We start from the raw sequence: 18915 nt of genomic DNA on the forward strand, positions 1-18915 counted from the left end.
GTGCTCACGCGCCCAGCGCTTCGTACGGCGTTTCGTTGGCGGTCGGGCGGCTCGCGGCGCGCGCCTTGAGCACCGTGCGCAGGCCATACCACGCGATGCTGACCACCACGAGAATGAACAGGCCGCACAGGAACGCGTCAATGCGGTCGTTCAGCACCACCTGCTGCATCTGCGCCATCGACTTGGCGGGGGCCAGCAGCTTACCTTCGGCAATCGCGCTGGCGTACTTGTTGGCGTGCGCCAGGAAGCCGATCTTCGGGTCCGGATCGAACAGCTTCTGCCAGCCGGCGGTGAGCGTGCAGAGCAGCAGCCAGAGGGTCGGCAGCAGCGTCACCCACACGTAGCGGTCGCGTTTCATCTTGACCAGCACGCAGGTGCCGAGCGTCAGCGCAATCGCGGCCAGCATCTGGTTGGAGATGCCAAAGAGCGGCCACAGCGTGTTGATGCCGCCCAGCGGATCGACCACGCCCTGGTACAGGAAGTAGCCCCACAGTGCGACGGTCGCAGCCGTGGCAATGAGGTTGGCGACGAGCGAATCCGTGCGCTTGAGTGCCGGCACAAACGTGCCCAGCAGATCCTGCAGCATGAAGCGCCCGGCGCGCGTGCCTGCGTCCACGGCGGTCAGGATGAACAGCGCCTCGAACAGAATCGCAAAGTGGTACCAGAAGGCCATCATGGCCTGGCCGCCCACCACCTGGTGCAGGATGTGCGCCATGCCCACAGCCAGCGTCGGGGCGCCGCCCGCACGGGCGAGGATGGTGTTTTCGCCGACGTCCTTGGCGGTCTGGATCAGCACGTCAGGGGAGATGACGAAGCCCCAGGTGGACAGCGTGTGTGCCACCGTATCGGGCGTCGCGCCCACCAGTGCCGCAGGGCTGTTCATCGCGAAGTACACGCCCGGGTCGATGACCGAAGCGGCCACCAGCGCCATGATGGCGACGAACGATTCCATCAGCATCGCGCCGTAGCCGATGAAGCGTGCTTGGCGTTCGTTCTCCAGTAACTTGGGCGTGGTGCCCGACGCGATGAGCGAGTGGAAGCCCGACACCGCGCCGCACGCAATGGTGATGAACAGGAACGGGAACATGTTGCCCGACCACACCGGGCCGCCGCCGCCAGCAAACTGCGTGAGCGAAGGCATCTGCATCTGCGGCGCGACGATCAGGATGCCGATGGCCAGCGCCATGATCGTGCCGATCTTCAGGAACGTCGACAGGTAATCACGCGGGGCCAACAGCAGCCACACCGGCAGCACCGAGGCGACAAAGCCGTAGCCGATCAGCATCCACGTGAGGGCCTTGCCGTCGAACGTGAACAGCGGCGCCAGCGCGGCATTTTCGTGCACCGCCTGACCGCCGATGATGGCCAGCATCAGCAGCACGAAGCCGATGATGGAGATCTCGCCGATGCGGCCCGGGCGGACGTAGCGCACGTACACGCCCATGAACAGCGCGATGGGGATCGTGGCGGCCACCGTGAAGGTGCCCCACGGCGAGCCGACCAGCGCCTTCACCACGATCAGCGCCAGCACGGCCAGGATGATGATCATGATGAGGAACGCGCCAAACAGCGCGATCACGCCGGGCACGGTGCCCATCTCGCTCTTCACGAGGTCGCCCAGCGAGCGGCCGTCGCGGCGGCTGGAGATGAACAGCACGATGAAATCCTGCACCGCGCCGGCAAACACCACGCCGGCCAGAATCCAGAGCATGCCGGGCAGATAGCCCATCTGCGCGGCCAGCACGGGGCCCACGAGCGGGCCTGCCCCGGCAATGGCCGCGAAGTGGTGCCCGAACAGCACGTGCTTGTTGGTGGGAACGTAATCGAGCCCGTCGTTGTAACGCCAGGCGGGCGTCTTGCGGGTGCCGTCCAGGCCGAGCACCTTGTCGGCAATGAAGCGGCTGTAGTAGCGATACGCGATCAGGTAGATGCATACGGCGGCCACCACCACCCATAGCGCACTGACTGCCTCGCCGCGCGCAAGCGCAACGGTGGCAAAAGCAGATGCGCCAAGAATGGCGACGACCAGCCAGATCAGGTGTTGCCTGACGAAGCTCATGTCGATCTCCTCGAACCTTGGTCGAAGCTATTTGCTGAACGCGGGATGTGGGTTCATCCCTGCGGTAAGTCCTGCCCCGTGACAGGGGCGTGTAGTATTTGCCAGCCTCGCCCCGCGCCACAAGCGGAGGACTACGCAGCACAGGTCCGTAGTTCTACGCAGGGGCCACACCCGACCGAGACCGCGGCGCCACCTTGCGATGCCGCAACGTACGCCGCGTTTTGCCATGAAGCTCCGCCAGAAGATCCTGCTGCTCGCCGTCGCGCCGCTGACCATCGCCATGCTGGCGATCATGCTGACCGTGCGGCACCAGTCGATTGCACTGGCGCGGCACGAACGACAGTTGGTGGAATCGGCGTACCTGCAGGCCAAGGAGACCGAGCTGCGGTCTTACGTCAAGCTTGCGCAGAGTGCCATCGCGCCGTTGCTTGCGTCCGGCCAAAGTGGCGACCCGGCCCGGGACGAAGCCACGCGCGACGAAGCGATGCGCACGCTCGCCCGCCTCGACTTCGGCACCGATGGCTACTTCTTCCTCTACGACTTGCGCGGCCGCAACCTCATGCACCCGCGCCAGCCGGAACTTGTCGGGCGCGACTTGTGGGACCTGACGGACTCCGGCGGCCAGCCGACCATCCAGAAACTGGTGGCTGCCGCCCAGGCCGGCGGCGGTTTCGTGCGCTACATGTGGGACAAGCCATCGACGCACCAGAGCGTGCCCAAGCTCGGTTATGTCGAACCGATTCCACAGTGGGGCTGGATGGTGGGCACCGGCCTGTACCTGGACGACATCGAACAAACCTTGCGTGAGATCGACCGGCGCGCGCAAGCGAACATCGACCAGACATTGGCCTGGGTGGTGGGCATCGCCGCGATCAGCATCCTGCTGGTGGCCGGCAGCGGGCTGGCGCTGAACGTGAGCGACCACCGCCAGGCCGATGCCAAGCTGCGCCAGCTCGCACAGCAGGTGGTGAAGTCGCAGGAAGACGAACGTGCGCGTGTCTCGCGCGAGTTGCACGACGGCATCAGCCAGGTGCTCGTCTCGACCAAGCTGCTGCTGGAAACCGCGCATGGCCATCTCGAAGCGTCAGCGGCATCGCCGACGTCGATCGAACGGGCGGGCAGCATGCTGCGCCGGGCGCTCGACCGGTTGAACGGCGCGCTGGGCGAGGTGCGGCGCGTGTCGCACAACCTGCGCCCTGCGCTGCTGGATGATCTCGGCCTGGCTGCCGCACTGGAGCTGCTCGTGCGCGAAACGCGCGAGGCACATGAAGACAGCCAGCCGGGGTCTGCGATTGCGCTTGAACTTGTCGGCCCGCCGGTGCAATTGCCGGATGCGTGCAACACCGCGCTGTTCCGCATTGCGCAAGAGGCCGTCTCGAACATCGAGCGCCATGCCACGCAAGCCACGCGCATCGGCGTGCTGCTTGAAAACGATATTGATGCCGTGCGCTTGTCCGTTCGCGACAACGGCCCCGGCTTCGACGTGGAATCCGTGCAGGTGGACCCACAGCACGGCATCGGCCTGCGCAACATGCGTGAGCGCATGGCCGCCCTGGGCGGCACCTGTGCGATCGCCTCCGGCCCGCACGGCACCGAGGTGTGCGCCGTGCTGCCGCATGTCGTCATCGCCCAACTGGCTTCGGCCCCCTCTTCTCCACTCGTATGAACATGCGACCACCCACGCCCGTCAAACTGCTCCTCGTCGACGATCACCCGCTCGTGCGCGATGGCGTGCGCGTGCGGCTGGAAGCCGTGCCGCATTTCGAAGTGGTGGGTGAAGCCGGTGACGCGGATGCCGCCCTGCAGGCCGCGCGCACACTGTCACCCGATCTGGCGCTGATGGACATCGGCATGCGCGGCATGAACGGCATTGCGCTCACCGAGAAGTTTGCCGAGGAATTTCCCGAGATCGCCGTGCTGGTGCTGTCGATGCACGACAACCTGGAGTACGTGCGGCAGGTGATCCGCGCCGGCGCGCGTGGCTACGTGCTCAAGGATGCGCCCGCCAGCGAGCTGGTCGAGGCCATCGACGCCGTGCTGGCCGGCCGGCCGTTCTACAGCGCGCAGCTGGCGATGCGCATGGCGGAGCAGGCTGTCATGCCTACACCGGTCGAGGCGCTCACGCCGCGCGAGCGCGACATTCTCGAGGGCATCGCCAAGGGTTATGCCAACAAGCGCATCGCCGACGAGCTGGGCTTGTCCGTGCGTACGGTGGAATCGCACCGCCTGAACCTCAAGCGCAAACTCGGCATCGAGGGGCAGGCAGAACTGGTGAAGTTTGCGGTGGAGCTGGGCAAGGGCCGTTAGGCGCCCTTCGCGCTGTCCACGTAATCGCGCACCATCGCCTCGAACGAGGTGTCGCGGCCAAAGCCCAGCGCATCGGCGCGCGCGGTATCGAAGCGCGCCGGCCAGCTTTGCACGATGGCCTTGATGCGCGCGTCCGGCTCCCAGCGGATGCGCGAGACCGGCGCATCGCCCGCCACCTTGCGCAACGCTTCCACCATCTCGCCCACGCGCACCGTAATGCCCGGCAGATTCAGTGAGCGGCGATTGCCCCATGCCGACGCCGGCAGCGTGTACGCGTGCAGCAGCGACGCCACCACCTGGCGCGGCGACGCGAGCCACAGCTCAGTCTCGGCTTCCACCGGGCAGATGGCTTCCTCGCCGGCCAGCGGCTCGCGGATGATGCCGCTGGCAAAGCTCGAGGCCGCGCCGTTCGGTTTGCCCGGGCGCACCGACACCGTGGGGATGCGCACGGCGCGGCCGTCGATGTAGCCCTTGCGCGAATACTCGCCGACCAGGAATTCGCCCATCAGCTTCTGCACGCCGTACGAGGCCTGCGGCGTGGCCGCCGTGTCGTCGGTGACAACGGCCGGCAGTTGGCCACCGAACACCGCCACGGAGCTGGCGAACAGCACGCGCGGTGCACGGCCGGTCTTGGCGTGCTGCGCGCGCAGCGCATCGAGCAATGCGCGCGTGCCGTCCAGGTTCACGCGCATGCCGAGGTCGAAGTCGGCCTCGGCGGTGCCGCTCACCACGGCGGCCAGGTGGAACACGCCGCCCACATTTTCGTCGATCACCTGCGCGATGAGGGCGGGGTCGGAGGCATCGCCGGTCACGTAGCGCACGCGCGCATCGGCAATCTGACCGGCCACCTGGTCCAGCACGATGAAGGTCTCAACGGGCTGCACCGAGCCGTCCGCAGCCGGCAGGCCCGGTTGCTGAAGCAGTGCCGCCAGCACGCGCTGGCCCAGGAAACCGGCGCCGCCGGTGATGACGATATTCATGGTGTCTCCTTCTTGCCTGACGTAAGCCGCCGGGCGTTTTGATCGGTGCCTAGGGTAAACAGGGATGAAGCGCTACGACTCAACTTGTATGATGACACGACGAATTTACGCTTGCCAAGACATCCCTGCCACCATGTTTGAACGACTCGACGCCGCGCCCTCCCTGTCCGACCGCGTGGCCCAGACCCTGATGGACAAGATCGACGCGGGCGAACTGCGCCGCGGCGAACGCATGCCGTCCGAAACCGTGCTCGGGCAGGAATTCGGTGTGAGCCGAACCGTGATCCGCGAGGCCATCTCGCGTCTGCGCCACGAAGGCGTGGTCGAAGCGCGCCAGGGCAGCGGCGTGTACGTCACTCAGCAGGCTGGCCTCAAGCCGCTGCGGATCGACGCGGCGCAAGCCGGCTCGATCGATGCCGTGCTGCACATCATCGAACTGCGCCGTGCGCTGGAGGCTGAAGGCGCCGCCCTCGCGGCCCAGCGCCGCACCGACGCCGAGATGATCGAGATCGACGCCGCACTCGACAGCATCGACGCTGCGGTGGCGGCCGGCGGTGACGGCGTGACCGAAGACCTGCGTTTTCACCGCGCCATCGCGGCCGCCAGCGGCAATCCGTTCCTCGTGCAGGCACTCGGCTTTTTCAGCCAATACCTGGAGGAAGCGATCGGCGTGACGCGCAGCAACGAAGCGCGCCGCGAAGACTTCGCCCGCCAGGTCCGCGACGAGCACCGCGCGATGGTCGAAGCGATCCGCCACCGCGACGCACTCGCTGCACGCAATGCCGCGCAGACCCACATGTTCAATGCCGCACGTCGCTTGGCCGAGGGCCGCGATGCAGCGCAAGACTGATTTCAGGAGCCATTCATGACGCAATCGGCGGCTGACCGGAAGGTTGGCGTGATCGGACTCGGCGCCATGGGTCTGGGCATTGCCAAGACCCTGCGTAATCACGGCTACACCGTGTATGCCTGCGATGCGCGCCCGGGCGCTGCTGCAGATTTCGCCAAGGAAGGCGGCGTGGCCTGTGCAACGCCTGCCGAGGTGGCAGCGGGTGTGGACGTGGTGGTCTCGGTGGTGGTCAACGCTGCGCAGACGGAAGCCGTGTTGTTCGGCGAGGCAGGCGCAGCGGGCGCCATGCGACGGGGCAGCACGTTCGTCATGTGTTCAACGGTGGACCCGAACTGGTCGATAGCGCTGGAGGCGCGTCTCGCGCAGCAGGGCATTCTGTACGTGGATGGCCCTATCTCCGGTGGCGCTGCCAAGGCCGCCTCGGGCCAGATGACCATGATGACCTCGGCCACGCCCGAGGCGTATGCGGCGGCGGGCGACGTGCTCGATGCCATGGCTGGCAAGGTCTATCGCCTGGGCGACAAGGCGGGCGCGGGCAGCAAGGTCAAGATCATCAACCAGCTGCTGGCCGGCGTGCACATTGCCGCCGCCGCCGAAGCCATGGCACTGGGCCTGCGCGAAGGCGTGGCAGCGGACGCGCTGTACGAAGTCATCACCCATAGCGCGGGCAACAGCTGGATGTTCGAAAACCGCATGGCCCACGTGCTGGCCGGCGACTACACGCCGCTGTCCGCCGTCGACATCTTCGTCAAGGATCTGGGGCTCGTGCTCGATACCGCGCGCGCGAGCAAATTCCCGCTGCCACTGGCGGCCACCGCGCACCAGATGTTCATGCAGGCGTCCACCGCCGGCTACGCCAGGGAAGATGACTCCGCCGTGATCAAGATCTTCCCGGGGATCACATTGCCGGAGGGCCAACCGAAATGAGCGCAGCGCCCACGTCCCGCCCGGTCCTCGGTTGCATCGCCGACGACTTCACCGGTGCGACCGACCTCGCCAACATGCTCGTGCGCGCTGGCATGCGCACGGTGCAGACCATCGGTGTGCCGCAGGCCGGCGGCGAGGCCATCGCAGCGGATGCCGATGCCATCGTCGTCGCGCTCAAGTCGCGCACGATTGCCGCGGCCGATGCCGTGGCGCAGTCGTTGAGCGCACTGCGCTGGCTGCGCGCGCAAGGCTGTTCGCGCTTCTTCTTCAAGTACTGCTCGACCTTCGACTCCACCGACGCCGGCAACATCGGGCCTGTGGCCGAGGCGTTGATGGCTGAACTGGGTACCGATTTCACATTGGCCTGTCCCGCCTTTCCCGAAAACGGCCGCACGATCTTCCGAGGCCATCTGTTTGTGGGCGATGTGCTGCTCAACGCGTCGGGCATGGAGCACCATCCGTTGACGCCGATGCGCGATCCGAATCTCGTGCCGGTGCTGGCTCGCCAGAGTGCGAGCAAAGTCGGCCTGCTGCGTTACGACACCATCATGCGCGGCGCACAGGCCGCTCGCGATCGGGCCCAGCAATTGCGCGCCGACGGGGTGAAGCTGGCAATTGCCGATGCCATATCCAACGACGACCTGATCGTCCTGGGCGAGGCATTTGCCGATCTACCGCTGCTCACCGGCGGCTCGGGCCTGGCGCTTGGCCTGCCGGCGCAATATCGCCGCGCGGGGCTGATCACCGCGCATGGCAATACGGCGCAGCTGCCGATCGTGGCCGATTCGGCGATCGTGCTGTCGGGCAGCTGTTCACGTGCGACGAACGCGCAGGTGGCGCACTGGCGAGCATCGCGTCCGGCGTTCCAGGTGGATCCGCTGGCGCTGGCCGAAGGCAAACCGGTGGTGGTCGAGGCGCTCGATTTCGTGCACCGCCATGCAGGTCAGACGGTGCTGGTATACGCCACCAGTGCGCCGGAGCAAGTGGCACGCGTGCAGCAGACGCTGGGCGTTGAGCGCGCGGGCAAGTTGGTGGAAGACGCACTGGGCCGCATCGCCCGCACGCTGCATGCCGATGGCGTGCGCCGCTTCGTGGTGGCTGGCGGCGAGACCTCGGGCGCGGTGGTGCAGGCGCTCGATGTGCGTGCGCTGCGCATCGGTCCGCAGATCGACCCCGGTGTGCCCTGGACCGCCACCATCGATAGCGATCCGCTTGCGCTGGCATTGAAGTCCGGCAACTTCGGCACGGTGGATTTCTTCGAGAAGGCGCTCGCGCAACTGGCGCACGCAACCACGGAGCCGATCGCATGACCACCACGAACGAAAGCGCGCTACGTGAAGAGATCACCCGCGTCGGACAGAGCCTGTATGCGCGCGGTTACACCGTCGGCACGGCAGGCAACATCAGCGCGCGCCTGCCTGACGGCTGGCTCATCACGCCCACCGATGCCTGCCTCGGCACGCTGGACCCGGCACGTATCGCCAAGGTGCTGGCGACGGGCGAATGGGTCAGCGGCGACAAGCCGTCGAAAACGCTGGCCCTGCATCGCGGCATCTACGACCGCAATGCGGAGGCGCATGCCGTGGTGCACACGCATTCGACGCATCTCGTGGCGCTCACGCTGGCGGGCGTCTGGCACGAAGCCGACGTGCTGCCGCCCATTACGCCGTACTACGTGATGAAGGTCGGCCACGTGCCGCTTATCGCGTATCGGCGACCGGGCCATCCGGATGTGGCCGCGCGGATTGCCGCGCTGGCCAATGATGTGCGCGCCGTGCTGCTCGACCGGCTGGGGCCCGTGGTGTGGCACGGCTCGGTGTCGACTGCGGCTTACGCGCTGGAAGAACTGGAAGAAACCGCACGGCTTTGGTTGATGACCGAACCCAAGCCGGCGCCGCTGTCCGACGCGCAGATCGACGAACTGCGCCAGACGTTCGGGGCCCGTTGGTAGAGCAACCGGCAGCAGATCGGTAGTGCCCGCCGCTCGGCCCATATAACACTTACACCGGAGACAAAATGAACACCTCGACCGCCACCACGGCGGCGTTGCCTTCGCACGCCGTTTCAAAAGAGGACAGTGTCTACGCGCGCGTGTCGCGCCGCATCGTCCCGCTCATCATGCTGTGCTACGTGGTCGCCTATCTCGACCGCGTGAACGTCGGGTTTGCGAAGCTGCAGATGTCGCAGGCGCTGAATTTTTCCGAGACGGTGTACGGGCTGGGCGCCGGCATCTTCTTCCTCGGCTATTTTCTCTTCGAGGTGCCGAGCAACCTGCTGATGAACAAGATCGGCGCGCGTATCTGGATCGCGCGGATCATGATCACGTGGGGTTTGATCTCGGGCGCGTTTGCATTTGTGCAGACGCCCACGCAGTTCTACGCGATGCGCTTCCTCCTGGGCTTGGCGGAAGCGGGTTTCTACCCCGGCATCATCCTGTACCTGACGTACTGGTATCCGTCGCATCGCCGCGCGCGCATCGTGGCGATGTTCATGGCGGCCATTCCCATCTCGGGCATCTTCGGCAACCCGCTGTCGGGCTGGATCATGAGTGCGTTTCACGGAGCGGGCGCAGCCGGCGGCTGGCAGGGCTGGCAGTGGATGTTCGTGATCGAAGCCATCCCTGCCGTGCTCGTTGGGCTGCTGGTGCTCTGGAAGTTCGATGACAGCATCCGCAAGGCCAAGTGGCTGTCGGAAGACGAAAAGCAGATCCTCGAAGCCAACATTGCGGCCGACAACAAAGGCAAGACCGAGCACCCCGGCATCGGCAAGGTGTTCTCCGATCCGCGCGTGTGGATGATGAGCCTGATCTACTTCGCCTTCGTCATGGGCCAATACGGCTTGACGTTCTGGATGCCGACGCTGGTGAAGAGCGCCGGCGTGAAAGACACCTTCATGGTGGGCATGCTCTCCGCCATTCCGTATGTATGTGCGGCGATCACCATGGTGCTGATCGGCCGCAGCGCCGATGCACGCCGCGAGCGCCGCTGGCACCTGGTTGTGCCGGCGCTGATGGGCGCAGTCGGTTTTGCCGTGGTGGCAACGGCGGGTCACAACGTGGCCCTGTCGATCGTGTTCCTGTCATTGGCCGCCGCGGGCGTGCTGACGTGCGCGCCGCTGTTCTGGTCCCTGCCGACGGCGTTCCTGCAAGGCACCGCTGCTGCGGCCGGCATTGCCGCCATCAACTCCGTCGGCAACTTGGCCGGCTTCGTGAGCCCCTATATGATCGGTGCGCTCAAGGACATGACGGGCAGCACATCCGCCGGCATGTACGCGCTGGCGGGCGTGCTGGTGCTCGGCTGCATTGCCGTGTTGCGCACGCCGCCGAAGCTGGTCAATAAATAAGCAATCGTATTCAGAGGTCTGTCATGCCGCGCTTTGCCGCCAACCTGTCCATGATGTACCAGGAGCACGCGTTCCTCGACCGCTTTGCCGCTGCGGCAAAGGATGGCTTCGAGGGCGTGGAGTTCCTTTTTCCCTATGACTTCGACAAGGCGGATATCCGCGCCCGTCTTGACGATACAGGTCTCACGCAGGCGCTGTTCAATGCGCCGCCGGGCGATTGGGCGGGCGGCGAGCGCGGCATCGCCTCGCTGCCCGGTCGCGAAGAGGAGTTCAAGCGCGGCATTGCGACAGCGCTCGAGTATGCGCAGGTGCTCGGCAACACGCGTCTGCACGTGATGGCTGGCCTGCTGCCCGCCGGAGCAGACCGCGCACGCCATCACACCATCTACGTGAGCAATGTCGCCTACGCTGCGCGCGAGGCTGCCGGTGCGGGCGTCACCATCGTGCTGGAACCCATCAACACGCGCGACATGCCGGGCTTCTTCCTCACGCACCAAGCGCAGGCGCATGCGGTGTGCAAGGAAGTGGGCGCCGCCAACGTCAAGGTGCAGTTCGACCTGTACCACGCGCAGATCATGGAGGGCGATCTATCGGTCAAGCTCAAGCAGTACGTCGATGGTGTGGGCCACGTGCAGATCGCCGGCGTGCCCGATCGCCACGAGCCGGACGAAGGTGAACTCCACTATCCGCACCTCTTTGCGCTGCTGGATGCGCTTGGCTACAACGGCTGGGTCGGGTGTGAATATCGGCCGCGTGCCGGTACAAGCGAAGGACTTGGCTGGCTCAGACGCTGGCGTGAGAGCCAGCGTTGACGCTGCACCACAAGAACGAACGGCGGCGATCTGCCCGGGCTGGGGTGCGCATCGCCAAGCGCTGACGCAAAAGAAAACCGCCGCTGCGCGATGCGCAAGCGGCGGTCGATTCCGGCGCAGAGGCTCGTCAGGCGCCCAATTGAGCGGGGCCGAGCGAGCGCGTCGCGGGGACGCGCCCGTATGCCGGCAGTTCGGCCTTGCGGGTTGCGGCTTCCAGTTGCATGCCGATCGCTTCGGCAGCATGCGCGGCCGTCGTGCCGCCAGTGCCGGCCACGAGCCGATAGCCGCCGCCGCGCACGGTCTGGATCAGGCCGTCGCAAGGCGTACCGGCCAGCGCCACGCGCAGCTTGCGCACGTGCACATCGACCGTGCGCTCACCCACGAAGACATGGTTGCCCCACACGCGGTCCAGTAGCTGCGTGCGCGAATGCACGCGTTGCGGATGCGCGACGAGAAAGTGCAGCAGGCGGAATTCCAGCGGGCTGAGCGCAATGGCGCGGGGGCCGGTTTCGGTCTGGGCAGTCACACCCAGCGTGAGCGGATCGAGGCGCAGACCGTTGACCTGCAGGATGTCGTCGCCATGCTGGTGCGGCGCGCGGCGGCGCAGTACGGCGCGGATGCGGGCATGCAGCTCGCCCGTGTCACACGGTTTGACGACGTAGTCGTCGGCGCCGGCGTCGAGCGCGGCAATCTTGGCGCGCGCATCGCCATGACGGGACAGCACGATGACCGGCAGGCCGCGCGTCTGCATGTTGGCGCGCAAGGCCAGCAGCATGTCGATCGACTCGCGCTCGGGCCACGTCCACTCCATCAGGAGCAGCTCCGGCATGGCGGCCAGGATGGCAGGCTGCGCCTGGCTCGGATGGCTGACCCGTTGAACATCGTGTCCACCATCACGCAGGGAAAACGACAGACGCTCCCCCTCTGCCTGGTCGTGTTCGACCAGCAAGATCTGAATACCCACTTTGTAATATCTCCCGTCTAACCAGCCGACACACTCCGGCGAGCAGCCCTGCGGCTGCGCTCTGCAGTCTGCGGTGCGCGTTGTTATGAGTGCCATGCGGGCAATTGCGCGTGTGCTCGCATGTCGTTTCTTGCGGGCGCTGTTGCCCGGCCGTTGGCCTTGCGCGGATCGTCATGCTGCTGTTCCCGTCGACGATCGCCAGCGGAGCCTCCTGGGTGGTGTCCAGGGTGGTCCTGAGAAAGGTCTGCAAGCCCCTCGGTGCCAGTCGCAGCGTGCCGGACCATGCAATCGTTTGCACAGTGTGCGGTATCGCTTACGCGCAATCCGAGCCGGCGCCCCCCCGAGCGCCGGTGAAGCAGGGATCCCCCACCTCCGTTGGCATAAGGCTTGTTCGCCCTTTCCCGTTTCCTCTAGTCATGAACCCCCTCTGGCTCAGAGAGAAAGGATTCCGTTTTGCCGGATTATAAGAATCCCGTAGGGATTCGTCACGCAGGAATTTTAAAATTTCGAAATTCATTGAATTCCCCGTGAACTGGGATGGCGCGGTTGACATTCATTCTTCATAAAGCTAAGCCCGGCAACGTTCTTGGCGGATATCATGCGTGCAATAATTCAAGTCTGGCATAAATGCATAACGATTATGCTCGCGCCGGCATAATGATTGATTTCATGTGTGCGCCGGTATTTTTTACAAAACAATCGGATTTGCTAAAAATCAATTGATCTGTTTTGTGGCAGGGGTAATTCGCGCGATTTAAAACTTTAGGATTACTGCTCGTTGTTTGGGCAACCTGTTGTGGGCGGACGCAAAAAAGCCCGCGCGAGGCGGGCTTTCTTTTCCTGGTGCCGAGGAGGCTACGGGCGTCAGCCGCCCAGGCGTTCTTCCAGGCGGGTCTTGGCATCGGGCAGTGCTTGCGGAAGGCCGTGCGCCAGTTTCGTGAACAGCTCGTCGTGTAGCGCCAGTTCCTGCTTCCAGGCGTCCGCGTCCAGCGAGATCACCTTGGCGAACTGCTCCGCTGTGAAGTCCAGGCCATCCCAGCTCAGTTCTTCGTAGCGCGGCGACACGCCAAAGACGTGTTCCTCACCCTGCGCCTGGCCTTCGATGCGATCGATCATCCACTTGAGTACGCGCATGTTCTCGCCAAAGCCCGGCCACACGAACTTGCCGTTTTCATCCTTGCGGAACCAGTTCACGCAGAAGATCTTCGGCAGCGTTGCGCCGCTGTCGGCCAGCTTCTCGCCAACCTTGAGCCAGTGTGCGAAGTAGTCGGCCATGTTGTAGCCGCAGAACGGCAGCATGGCGAACGGGTCGCGGCGCACCACGCCTTGCTGGCCGGCAGCGGCAGCGGTGGTTTCCGAGCCCATCGTCGCGGCCATGTACACGCCTTCGGTCCAGTCGCGCGCTTCAGTAACGAGCGGCACGGTGGTCGAACGGCGGCCGCCGAAGATGAACGCATCAATGGGTACGCCGGCCGGGTTGTCCCATTCCGGATCGATCGAGGGGCATTGCGCGGCGGGCGCCGTGAAACGCGCGTTCGGATGCGCTGCCTTGCGGCCGGTTTCCTTGGCGCTCGCAGGCGTCCAGTCCTGACCCTGCCAGTCGATCAGGTGCGCCGGCGGCGTGTCGGTCATGCCTTCCCACCACACGTCGCCGTCGTCGGTGAGGGCCACGTTGGTGAAGATGACGTTCTCTTTGAGCGTGGCCATCGCGTTGAAGTTGGTCTTCTCGCTCGTGCCCGGAGCCACGCCAAAGTAGCCGGCTTCCGGGTTGATGGCGTACAGGCGCGTCTTGCCGTTGGCGTCCTGGCGGGGCTTGATCCAGGCGATGTCGTCGCCGATGGTCGTCACCTTCCAGCCGTTCAGGCCTGCAGGCGGAATCAGCATCGCAAAGTTGGTCTTGCCGCAGGCCGACGGGAAGGCCGCAGCCACGTGGTACGTCTTGCCCTCCGGCGACGTCACGCCCAGGATCAGCATGTGCTCGGCCAGCCAGCCCTGGTCGCGGCCCATGGTGGAGGCGATCCGCAGCGCGAAGCATTTCTTGCCCAGCAGCGCATTGCCGCCGTAGCCCGAGCCGAACGACCAGATTTCGCGCGTTTCCGGGAAATGCACGATGTACTTGGTCGGGTTGCACGGCCACGGCACGTCCTTTTCGCCGGCGGCGAGCGGCTTGCCGACGGTGTGCACGCACGGTACGAAATCGCCGTCAGTGCCCAGCACGTCGTACACCGCGCGACCCATGCGGGTCATGATGCGCATGTTGACGGCCACGTACGGGCTGTCCGACAACTCCACGCCGATGTGCGCGATCGGCGAGCCCAGCGGGCCCATCGAGAACGGCACCACATACAGCGTGCGGCCGCGCATGCTGCCGTCAAACAGGCCGTTCAGCGTCTGGCGCATCTCGGCCGGGGCCGTCCAGTTGTTGGTGGGGCCGGCGTCTTCCTTCTTCTGTGAGCAGATGAAGGTGCGGTCTTCCACGCGTGCCACGTCCGACGGGTCCGACAGCGCCAGGTACGAGTTCTTGCGCTTGGCCGGGTTGAGCTGCTTCATCGTGCCGGCGGCCACCATCTCGGCGCACAGGCGGTCGTATTCCTCTTGCGAACCATCGCACCAGACGATGCGCTCCGGCTTGGTGAGCGCCGCCACCTCGCCCACCCACGCGACCAGGCGCGGGTGTTTCACGTAATCGGGCACGTTCAATGCGGGCACGCCCTGCATCACGGGTTGATTCATGACCAAAACTCCAATGGAAGTGAGAAAGAAATCGGTGTCGGATCAGCACGGCGGCCGCGCCCAGCGGCGGGGTGGAAAGCGATCGACGGCGCATCGGAAGCGAGCCGGATCAGCGGTTTCCAGAGGGAGAGGTGAGGCAGGCGGAGGGACGGGAGCCGTGCTGATTTCACATTCAGTTACAAAGCGGTGCACTGACGGAAGGTGGGTTTTTCCGGGCAGCGAGGGCCGCGTGCGCTAAAGTGGCGGGACCGAGGTCAACAGACCGTAGAACAAGGACTCGTCACCAGCGAGGCTGCGCAAATTGCGTGCCCGCGGCGGGCAATTCCAAACGTCGACACGGATTGTCGTGCGACGAGGGATGGGAAGAATACCACCGCGAGGGATCGCTGTTTTTTGCTGCGCACCATTGTTCGAAGTGAGATGTCGATGAAGATTGCCGTACTGGACGACTACCAAGACGCTGTTCGCAAGCTGGATTGCTTCAGCCTGCTGCAAGACCACGAAGTCAAAGTGTTCAACAACACCGTCAAAGGTGTGGGGCAATTGGCCGCACGCGTGGCGGACGTTGAAGCCATTGTGCTGATCCGGGAGCGCACGCGCGTGACGCGTCAGTTGCTCGATCGCCTGCCCAAACTCAAGATCATCAGCCAGACGGGCCGCGTATCGCGCGACTCGGGCGGCCATATCGATCTGGATGCCTGCACCGACAAGGGTGTGGTGGTGCTGGAGGGGAAAGGCTCGCCGGTGGCGCCGGCCGAGCTGACCTGGGCGCTGGTGATGGCCGCACAGCGTCGTATTCCGCAATACGTGGCGAGCCTCAAGCACGGCGCGTGGCAGCAGTCGGGGCTGAAATCCACGACGATGCCGCCCAACTTTGGCATTGGCCGCGTCCTGAAAGGCCAGACGCTGGGCATCTTCGGCTACGGCAAGATTGGTCAGCTCGTGGCCGGCTACGGCCGCGCTTTCGGCATGAATGTGCTGGTGTGGGGCCGCGAAGGCTCGCAAGAGCGGGCTCGCGCTGATGGCTTTGCCGTGGCGGATTCGAAGGACGCGCTGTTCGAGCAGTCCGATGTGCTGTCCGTCCATCTGCGCCTGAACGACGAAACGCGCGGCATCGTCACGGTGGCCGACCTCACGCGCATGAAGCCGACCGCCCTCTTCGTCAACACGAGCCGCGCCGAGCTGGTGGAAGAAAACGGCCTGGTGACGTCGCTCAACCGCGGGCGCCCGGGCATGGCCGCCATCGACGTGTTTGAAACGGAGCCCATCCTGCAGGGCCACACCCTGCTGCGCATGGAGAACTGCATCTGCACGCCGCACATCGGCTACGTCGAGCGCGAAGGTTACGAGCTGTACTTCAGCGTCGCGTTCCAGAACATCCTCGATGTTCTGCAGGGCAACGTCGACAGCGTGGTCAATCCGACGGCACTGGCGCCTGCGCTGATCCGCGCATAACGCCAGTCGTTCTACCCGTCGTTTCCGTTAATCAAGCCGCGGCGCGCAGCTGCGGCTGATTGGCGCCCGCGCCGTCAAAGCGGAAGCTGTCCATCGCCAGCGATCCGTACGTCACCGTATCGACCACGTGCTGAGCCTGCACGCCGCCCGGCGTGGCCTGGCTCGGCTGGCCCATGGCTGCGCCCAGCGCCACGTACAGCGGCATCAGGTGTTCATCGGTCGGGTGGGCGTGGGCGGCGTTCGGGGCTTGCGCGCGGTAATCGCAGAAGCGGGTGAAATCGCCGCTGCGGATGCCGTCGGTCATCGTCTCGATCATCCATTCGCGGAAGGCCGTCACCCAAGGCTCGACCGGCACGCCGTGCTGCGCCATGCCGGGGCCGCGCATCAGCGCGCGCAGGTTGTGCGTGAAGCTGCCGGAGCCGACGATGAGCACACCCTCGTCGCGCAGCGGCGCGAGGGTGCGCCCCATCGCCATCTGGCACGCCGGCGACAAGCCCGGCATCAACGACACCTGCACGACGGGGATCTTCGCCTCGGGAAGCATCAGCATCAGCGGCACCCACGCGCCGTGGTCCAGCGGCTGGCGCGGGTCCAGCACGGTGGAGGCCTGTTCTTCCAGCCCGGGGACGATGTTGCCGTCGATCAGCGCACGGATGCGTTCTGCCACGTCGGGCGCGCCCGGCGGGGCGTATTCCAGGGCGTAGAGCTGCGGCGGGAAACCGCCGAAGTCGTGCCAGGCCTCCTGCTGCGCGCGGGCAGTGACGGCCGGCCGGCGCGTCATCCAGTGCGGTGAAACCACGACGATGGCGCGCGGCTTGAGGGCTGCCATCTCTTGCCCGAGCGCCGCAAGCATCTTGCCGACGGGGCCCGGATCGGCCGCCAGCATGGGCGATCCATGGGACAGATAGAGCACGGGGAGCATGTCAAATTTCCTGAAGAAAGTGTCTGTCATTGTGCGCCGATGCAGCACCTGTAACGTGCATGGATTTGCAGGGCGGGATCAGGAAAATTGAACGAGTGCGCTTACATGCCCAGCAATTCCTCCGCCACCGTCGGGTGGAGGCCGACGGTCGACTGCAGATGCTTGAGCCGTACGCCCATGCGCACGGCCACCGCCATCGCCTGGATGATCTCCGGCGCGGCGTTGTCGACGATGTGCGCGCCGAGCACGCGGCCGCTGCGCGCGTTGCACACCAGCTTGATCAGCGATTCCATGCCCGAGCCCGCAAAGCGCTGCTCCAGCGAGACAAAGCGGCGGACGACGATGTCGATGCGGTCGGCCAGGGCGCGTTTGTCGGTGTCCGGCCCGCGTTTGCCAAGTTCGGGCCAGCGCGTGCGCGCGTCGGCCTCGGTCAGGCCCACGCCGGCGATGGCCGGATCGCAGAACACGGCCATCGGCACGGTGTTCATGTCAGGCAGCTTGATCCCTTTGCCGAACAGGCGTTCGGCCACGTAGCGGCCCTGCGCGACGGCCACGGGCGTCAATTGCAGCGGGCTGCCGCCGCAGATGTCCCCTACTGCATGGACGCCGCGGGCGCGTGTACGGAAGTGGCGGTCGACGGCAATGCGCCCGTGCGCATCGAGCGTGACGCCTGCGGCCTCCAGGCCAAGGCCTGCGATGTTCGACGTGCGTCCGATGGCGCTCAGCATGCGCTGGGCGCGCAGCACGCGCGGAACGTCGCTGCCCTCGGTGCTCGCGTAGACAGCCACGCCGCCGCCGTTCACGGCATCGCGTTCGATGCGGACGACGTCGGCGTTCAGGATCAGGTCGACGCCGCAGCCAGCCAGCGACAGCGCGGCGGCCTCGGCCACCGTGGCATCAAATTCCGGCAGCACGCGCGCATCGCGCGTCAGCACGGTGACCCGCACGCCGAAGCGCGCCAACGTGGACGCCATTTCCACCGCGATGACACCGCCGCCCGCGATGATGAGCGATGCGGGCAGCGTGTCCCAACCAAACACGTCGTCGGACGTGCACGCCAGCTCCGCGCCGGGTACGGGAAGCGGCGTGGGGCGGGTGCCGGCGGCCAGCACGATCTGGCGCGCACGCAGCGTGGTCTTGCCGGACTCGGCTTGCACCCGGACGATGCCGCGGCCGCGCAGCGAGGCCATGCCGCTCAGCCATTGCACGCCGGCATCGGCCAGGCGGGCGAAATGCGTTTCGTGCAGCCGCGCGACTTCGGTGCGCGTGCGGGCGATGGCATCGGCCCAGGCGTCCGAGGTGTGTGCGGCGCGCAAGCACCGAGCCATCGTCTGCGACCAGGCGGCGCCGTAGCCGAGCAGTTTCTTGGGCACGCATCCGCGGTTGACGCAGGTGCCGCCGATTTGCGCGCGGTCGATCAGCAGCGTGCGGGCCCCAAGTTCCGCAGATCGGCGCGCAGCCGCGAGCCCGGCCGAACCGGCGCCGATCACGATCAGGTCAAACGCATGTGCAGGGTTTGCGGGCATGAGGTGTCCGTCGAAGAAGTATCGGCCGGACGACCTTG

At 65.7% G+C, this 18915-nt stretch carries 15 protein-coding genes; 9 read left to right on the forward strand and 6 right to left on the reverse strand.

Features of this window, described 5'->3' with window-relative positions; genetic code table 11:
- Positions 1–4: 4 nt before the first annotated feature.
- Positions 5–2059, reverse strand: a complete 2055-nt coding sequence (locus tag BEK68_RS18035) for a carbon starvation CstA family protein (RefSeq protein WP_009239371.1) — start codon at positions 2057–2059, stop codon at positions 5–7.
- A gap of 226 nt (positions 2060–2285) precedes the next feature.
- Between BEK68_RS18035 and BEK68_RS18040 the strand changes: the two genes are divergently transcribed.
- Both BEK68_RS18040 and BEK68_RS18045 read left to right on the forward strand, forming a co-directional pair.
- Positions 2286–3725, forward strand: coding sequence for a cache domain-containing protein (locus BEK68_RS18040; RefSeq protein WP_004628221.1), 1440 nt, complete (start codon positions 2286–2288; stop codon positions 3723–3725).
- Complete coding sequence (locus tag BEK68_RS18045; RefSeq protein ID WP_004628220.1) at positions 3722–4366, forward strand: response regulator; 645 nt, start codon at positions 3722–3724, stop codon at positions 4364–4366. The genes BEK68_RS18040 and BEK68_RS18045 overlap by 4 nt, the downstream gene beginning before the upstream one ends.
- Here the strand turns inward: BEK68_RS18045 and denD are convergent.
- The gene (gene denD / locus BEK68_RS18050; RefSeq protein ID WP_009239370.1) at positions 4363–5346 is read right to left on the reverse strand and encodes a D-erythronate dehydrogenase; all 984 of its coding nucleotides are present in this window, start codon (positions 5344–5346) and stop codon (positions 4363–4365) included. The two genes, BEK68_RS18045 and denD, sit on opposite strands and share 4 nt — an antisense overlap.
- Positions 5347–5479: 133 nt before the next feature.
- On the opposite strand from denD, the gene BEK68_RS18055 reads away from it, so the two are divergent.
- The 6 genes from BEK68_RS18055 to otnI all read left to right on the forward strand — a co-directional run bounded on the left by BEK68_RS18055 (position 5480) and on the right by otnI (position 11277).
- On the forward strand, positions 5480–6196 hold the full coding sequence (locus tag BEK68_RS18055) for a FadR/GntR family transcriptional regulator (RefSeq protein WP_004628218.1): 717 nt from the start codon (positions 5480–5482) through the stop codon (positions 6194–6196).
- Between the two features lie 15 nt (positions 6197–6211).
- On the forward strand, positions 6212–7123 hold the full coding sequence (gene ltnD, locus BEK68_RS18060) for an L-threonate dehydrogenase (protein WP_009239369.1): 912 nt from the start codon (positions 6212–6214) through the stop codon (positions 7121–7123).
- Entirely contained in the window at positions 7120–8433 is a 1314-nt protein-coding gene (gene otnK / locus BEK68_RS18065) for a 3-oxo-tetronate kinase (protein WP_009239368.1), read from the forward strand. The genes ltnD and otnK overlap by 4 nt, the downstream gene beginning before the upstream one ends.
- Positions 8430–9074: an aldolase gene (locus BEK68_RS18070; RefSeq protein WP_009239367.1), complete on the forward strand. Its 645-nt coding sequence runs from the start codon at positions 8430–8432 to the stop codon at positions 9072–9074. The genes otnK and BEK68_RS18070 overlap by 4 nt, the downstream gene beginning before the upstream one ends.
- 65 nt (positions 9075–9139) lie before the next feature.
- Positions 9140–10465, forward strand: a complete 1326-nt coding sequence (locus BEK68_RS18075; RefSeq protein ID WP_009239366.1) for an MFS transporter — start codon at positions 9140–9142, stop codon at positions 10463–10465.
- A gap of 23 nt (positions 10466–10488) precedes the next feature.
- Complete coding sequence (gene otnI, locus BEK68_RS18080) at positions 10489–11277, forward strand: 2-oxo-tetronate isomerase (RefSeq protein ID WP_009239365.1); 789 nt, start codon at positions 10489–10491, stop codon at positions 11275–11277.
- A 127-nt stretch (positions 11278–11404) separates the two neighbouring features.
- On the opposite strand, the gene BEK68_RS18085 is transcribed toward otnI, so the two are convergent.
- A complete protein-coding gene (locus tag BEK68_RS18085) occupies positions 11405–12241 on the reverse strand; it encodes a winged helix-turn-helix domain-containing protein (RefSeq protein WP_009277210.1) in 837 nt (278 codons plus the stop codon).
- An 864-nt stretch (positions 12242–13105) separates the two neighbouring features.
- Positions 13106–14974, reverse strand: coding sequence for a phosphoenolpyruvate carboxykinase (GTP) (locus BEK68_RS18090; protein WP_009239362.1), 1869 nt, complete (start codon positions 14972–14974; stop codon positions 13106–13108).
- 426 nt (positions 14975–15400) lie between these two features.
- Between BEK68_RS18090 and BEK68_RS18095 the strand changes: the two genes are divergently transcribed.
- Positions 15401–16429 carry a D-2-hydroxyacid dehydrogenase family protein gene (locus tag BEK68_RS18095; RefSeq protein ID WP_004628208.1) on the forward strand — a complete coding sequence of 343 codons (1029 nt, stop codon included), beginning with the start codon at positions 15401–15403 and terminating at the stop codon, positions 16427–16429.
- Positions 16430–16460: 31 nt separating this feature from the next.
- Here the strand turns inward: BEK68_RS18095 and BEK68_RS18100 are convergent, their stop codons facing one another.
- Positions 16461–17351, reverse strand: a complete 891-nt coding sequence (locus BEK68_RS18100; RefSeq protein WP_009239361.1) for a DODA-type extradiol aromatic ring-opening family dioxygenase — start codon at positions 17349–17351, stop codon at positions 16461–16463.
- Positions 17352–17452: 101 nt separating this feature from the next.
- Complete coding sequence (locus BEK68_RS18105) at positions 17453–18877, reverse strand: dihydrolipoyl dehydrogenase family protein (protein WP_009239360.1); 1425 nt, start codon at positions 18875–18877, stop codon at positions 17453–17455.
- Positions 18878–18915: the final 38 nt, after the last annotated feature.

Origin of the sequence: Ralstonia pickettii (assembly GCF_001699815.1) — a bacterium.
Taxonomy (GTDB): Bacteria; Pseudomonadota; Gammaproteobacteria; order Burkholderiales; family Burkholderiaceae; genus Ralstonia; species Ralstonia thomasii.

What these genes read in the sequence shown, in the direction of transcription:
- BEK68_RS18035 (WP_009239371.1), bottom strand. Translation starts at nt 2,059, where the DNA reads ATGAGCTTCGTCAGGCAACACCTGATCTGGCTGGTCGTCGCCATTCTT.
- BEK68_RS18040 (WP_004628221.1), top strand. Translation starts at nt 2,286, where the DNA reads ATGAAGCTCCGCCAGAAGATCCTGCTGCTCGCCGTCGCGCCGCTGACC.
- BEK68_RS18045 (WP_004628220.1), top strand. Translation starts at nt 3,722, where the DNA reads ATGAACATGCGACCACCCACGCCCGTCAAACTGCTCCTCGTCGACGAT.
- denD (WP_009239370.1), bottom strand. Translation starts at nt 5,346, where the DNA reads ATGAATATCGTCATCACCGGCGGCGCCGGTTTCCTGGGCCAGCGCGTG.
- BEK68_RS18055 (WP_004628218.1), top strand. Translation starts at nt 5,480, where the DNA reads ATGTTTGAACGACTCGACGCCGCGCCCTCCCTGTCCGACCGCGTGGCC.
- ltnD (WP_009239369.1), top strand. Translation starts at nt 6,212, where the DNA reads ATGACGCAATCGGCGGCTGACCGGAAGGTTGGCGTGATCGGACTCGGC.
- otnK (WP_009239368.1), top strand. Translation starts at nt 7,120, where the DNA reads ATGAGCGCAGCGCCCACGTCCCGCCCGGTCCTCGGTTGCATCGCCGAC.
- BEK68_RS18070 (WP_009239367.1), top strand. Translation starts at nt 8,430, where the DNA reads ATGACCACCACGAACGAAAGCGCGCTACGTGAAGAGATCACCCGCGTC.
- BEK68_RS18075 (WP_009239366.1), top strand. Translation starts at nt 9,140, where the DNA reads ATGAACACCTCGACCGCCACCACGGCGGCGTTGCCTTCGCACGCCGTT.
- otnI (WP_009239365.1), top strand. Translation starts at nt 10,489, where the DNA reads ATGCCGCGCTTTGCCGCCAACCTGTCCATGATGTACCAGGAGCACGCG.
- BEK68_RS18090 (WP_009239362.1), bottom strand. Translation starts at nt 14,974, where the DNA reads ATGAATCAACCCGTGATGCAGGGCGTGCCCGCATTGAACGTGCCCGAT.
- BEK68_RS18095 (WP_004628208.1), top strand. Translation starts at nt 15,401, where the DNA reads ATGAAGATTGCCGTACTGGACGACTACCAAGACGCTGTTCGCAAGCTG.
- BEK68_RS18100 (WP_009239361.1), bottom strand. Translation starts at nt 17,351, where the DNA reads ATGCTCCCCGTGCTCTATCTGTCCCATGGATCGCCCATGCTGGCGGCC.
- BEK68_RS18105 (WP_009239360.1), bottom strand. Translation starts at nt 18,877, where the DNA reads ATGCCCGCAAACCCTGCACATGCGTTTGACCTGATCGTGATCGGCGCC.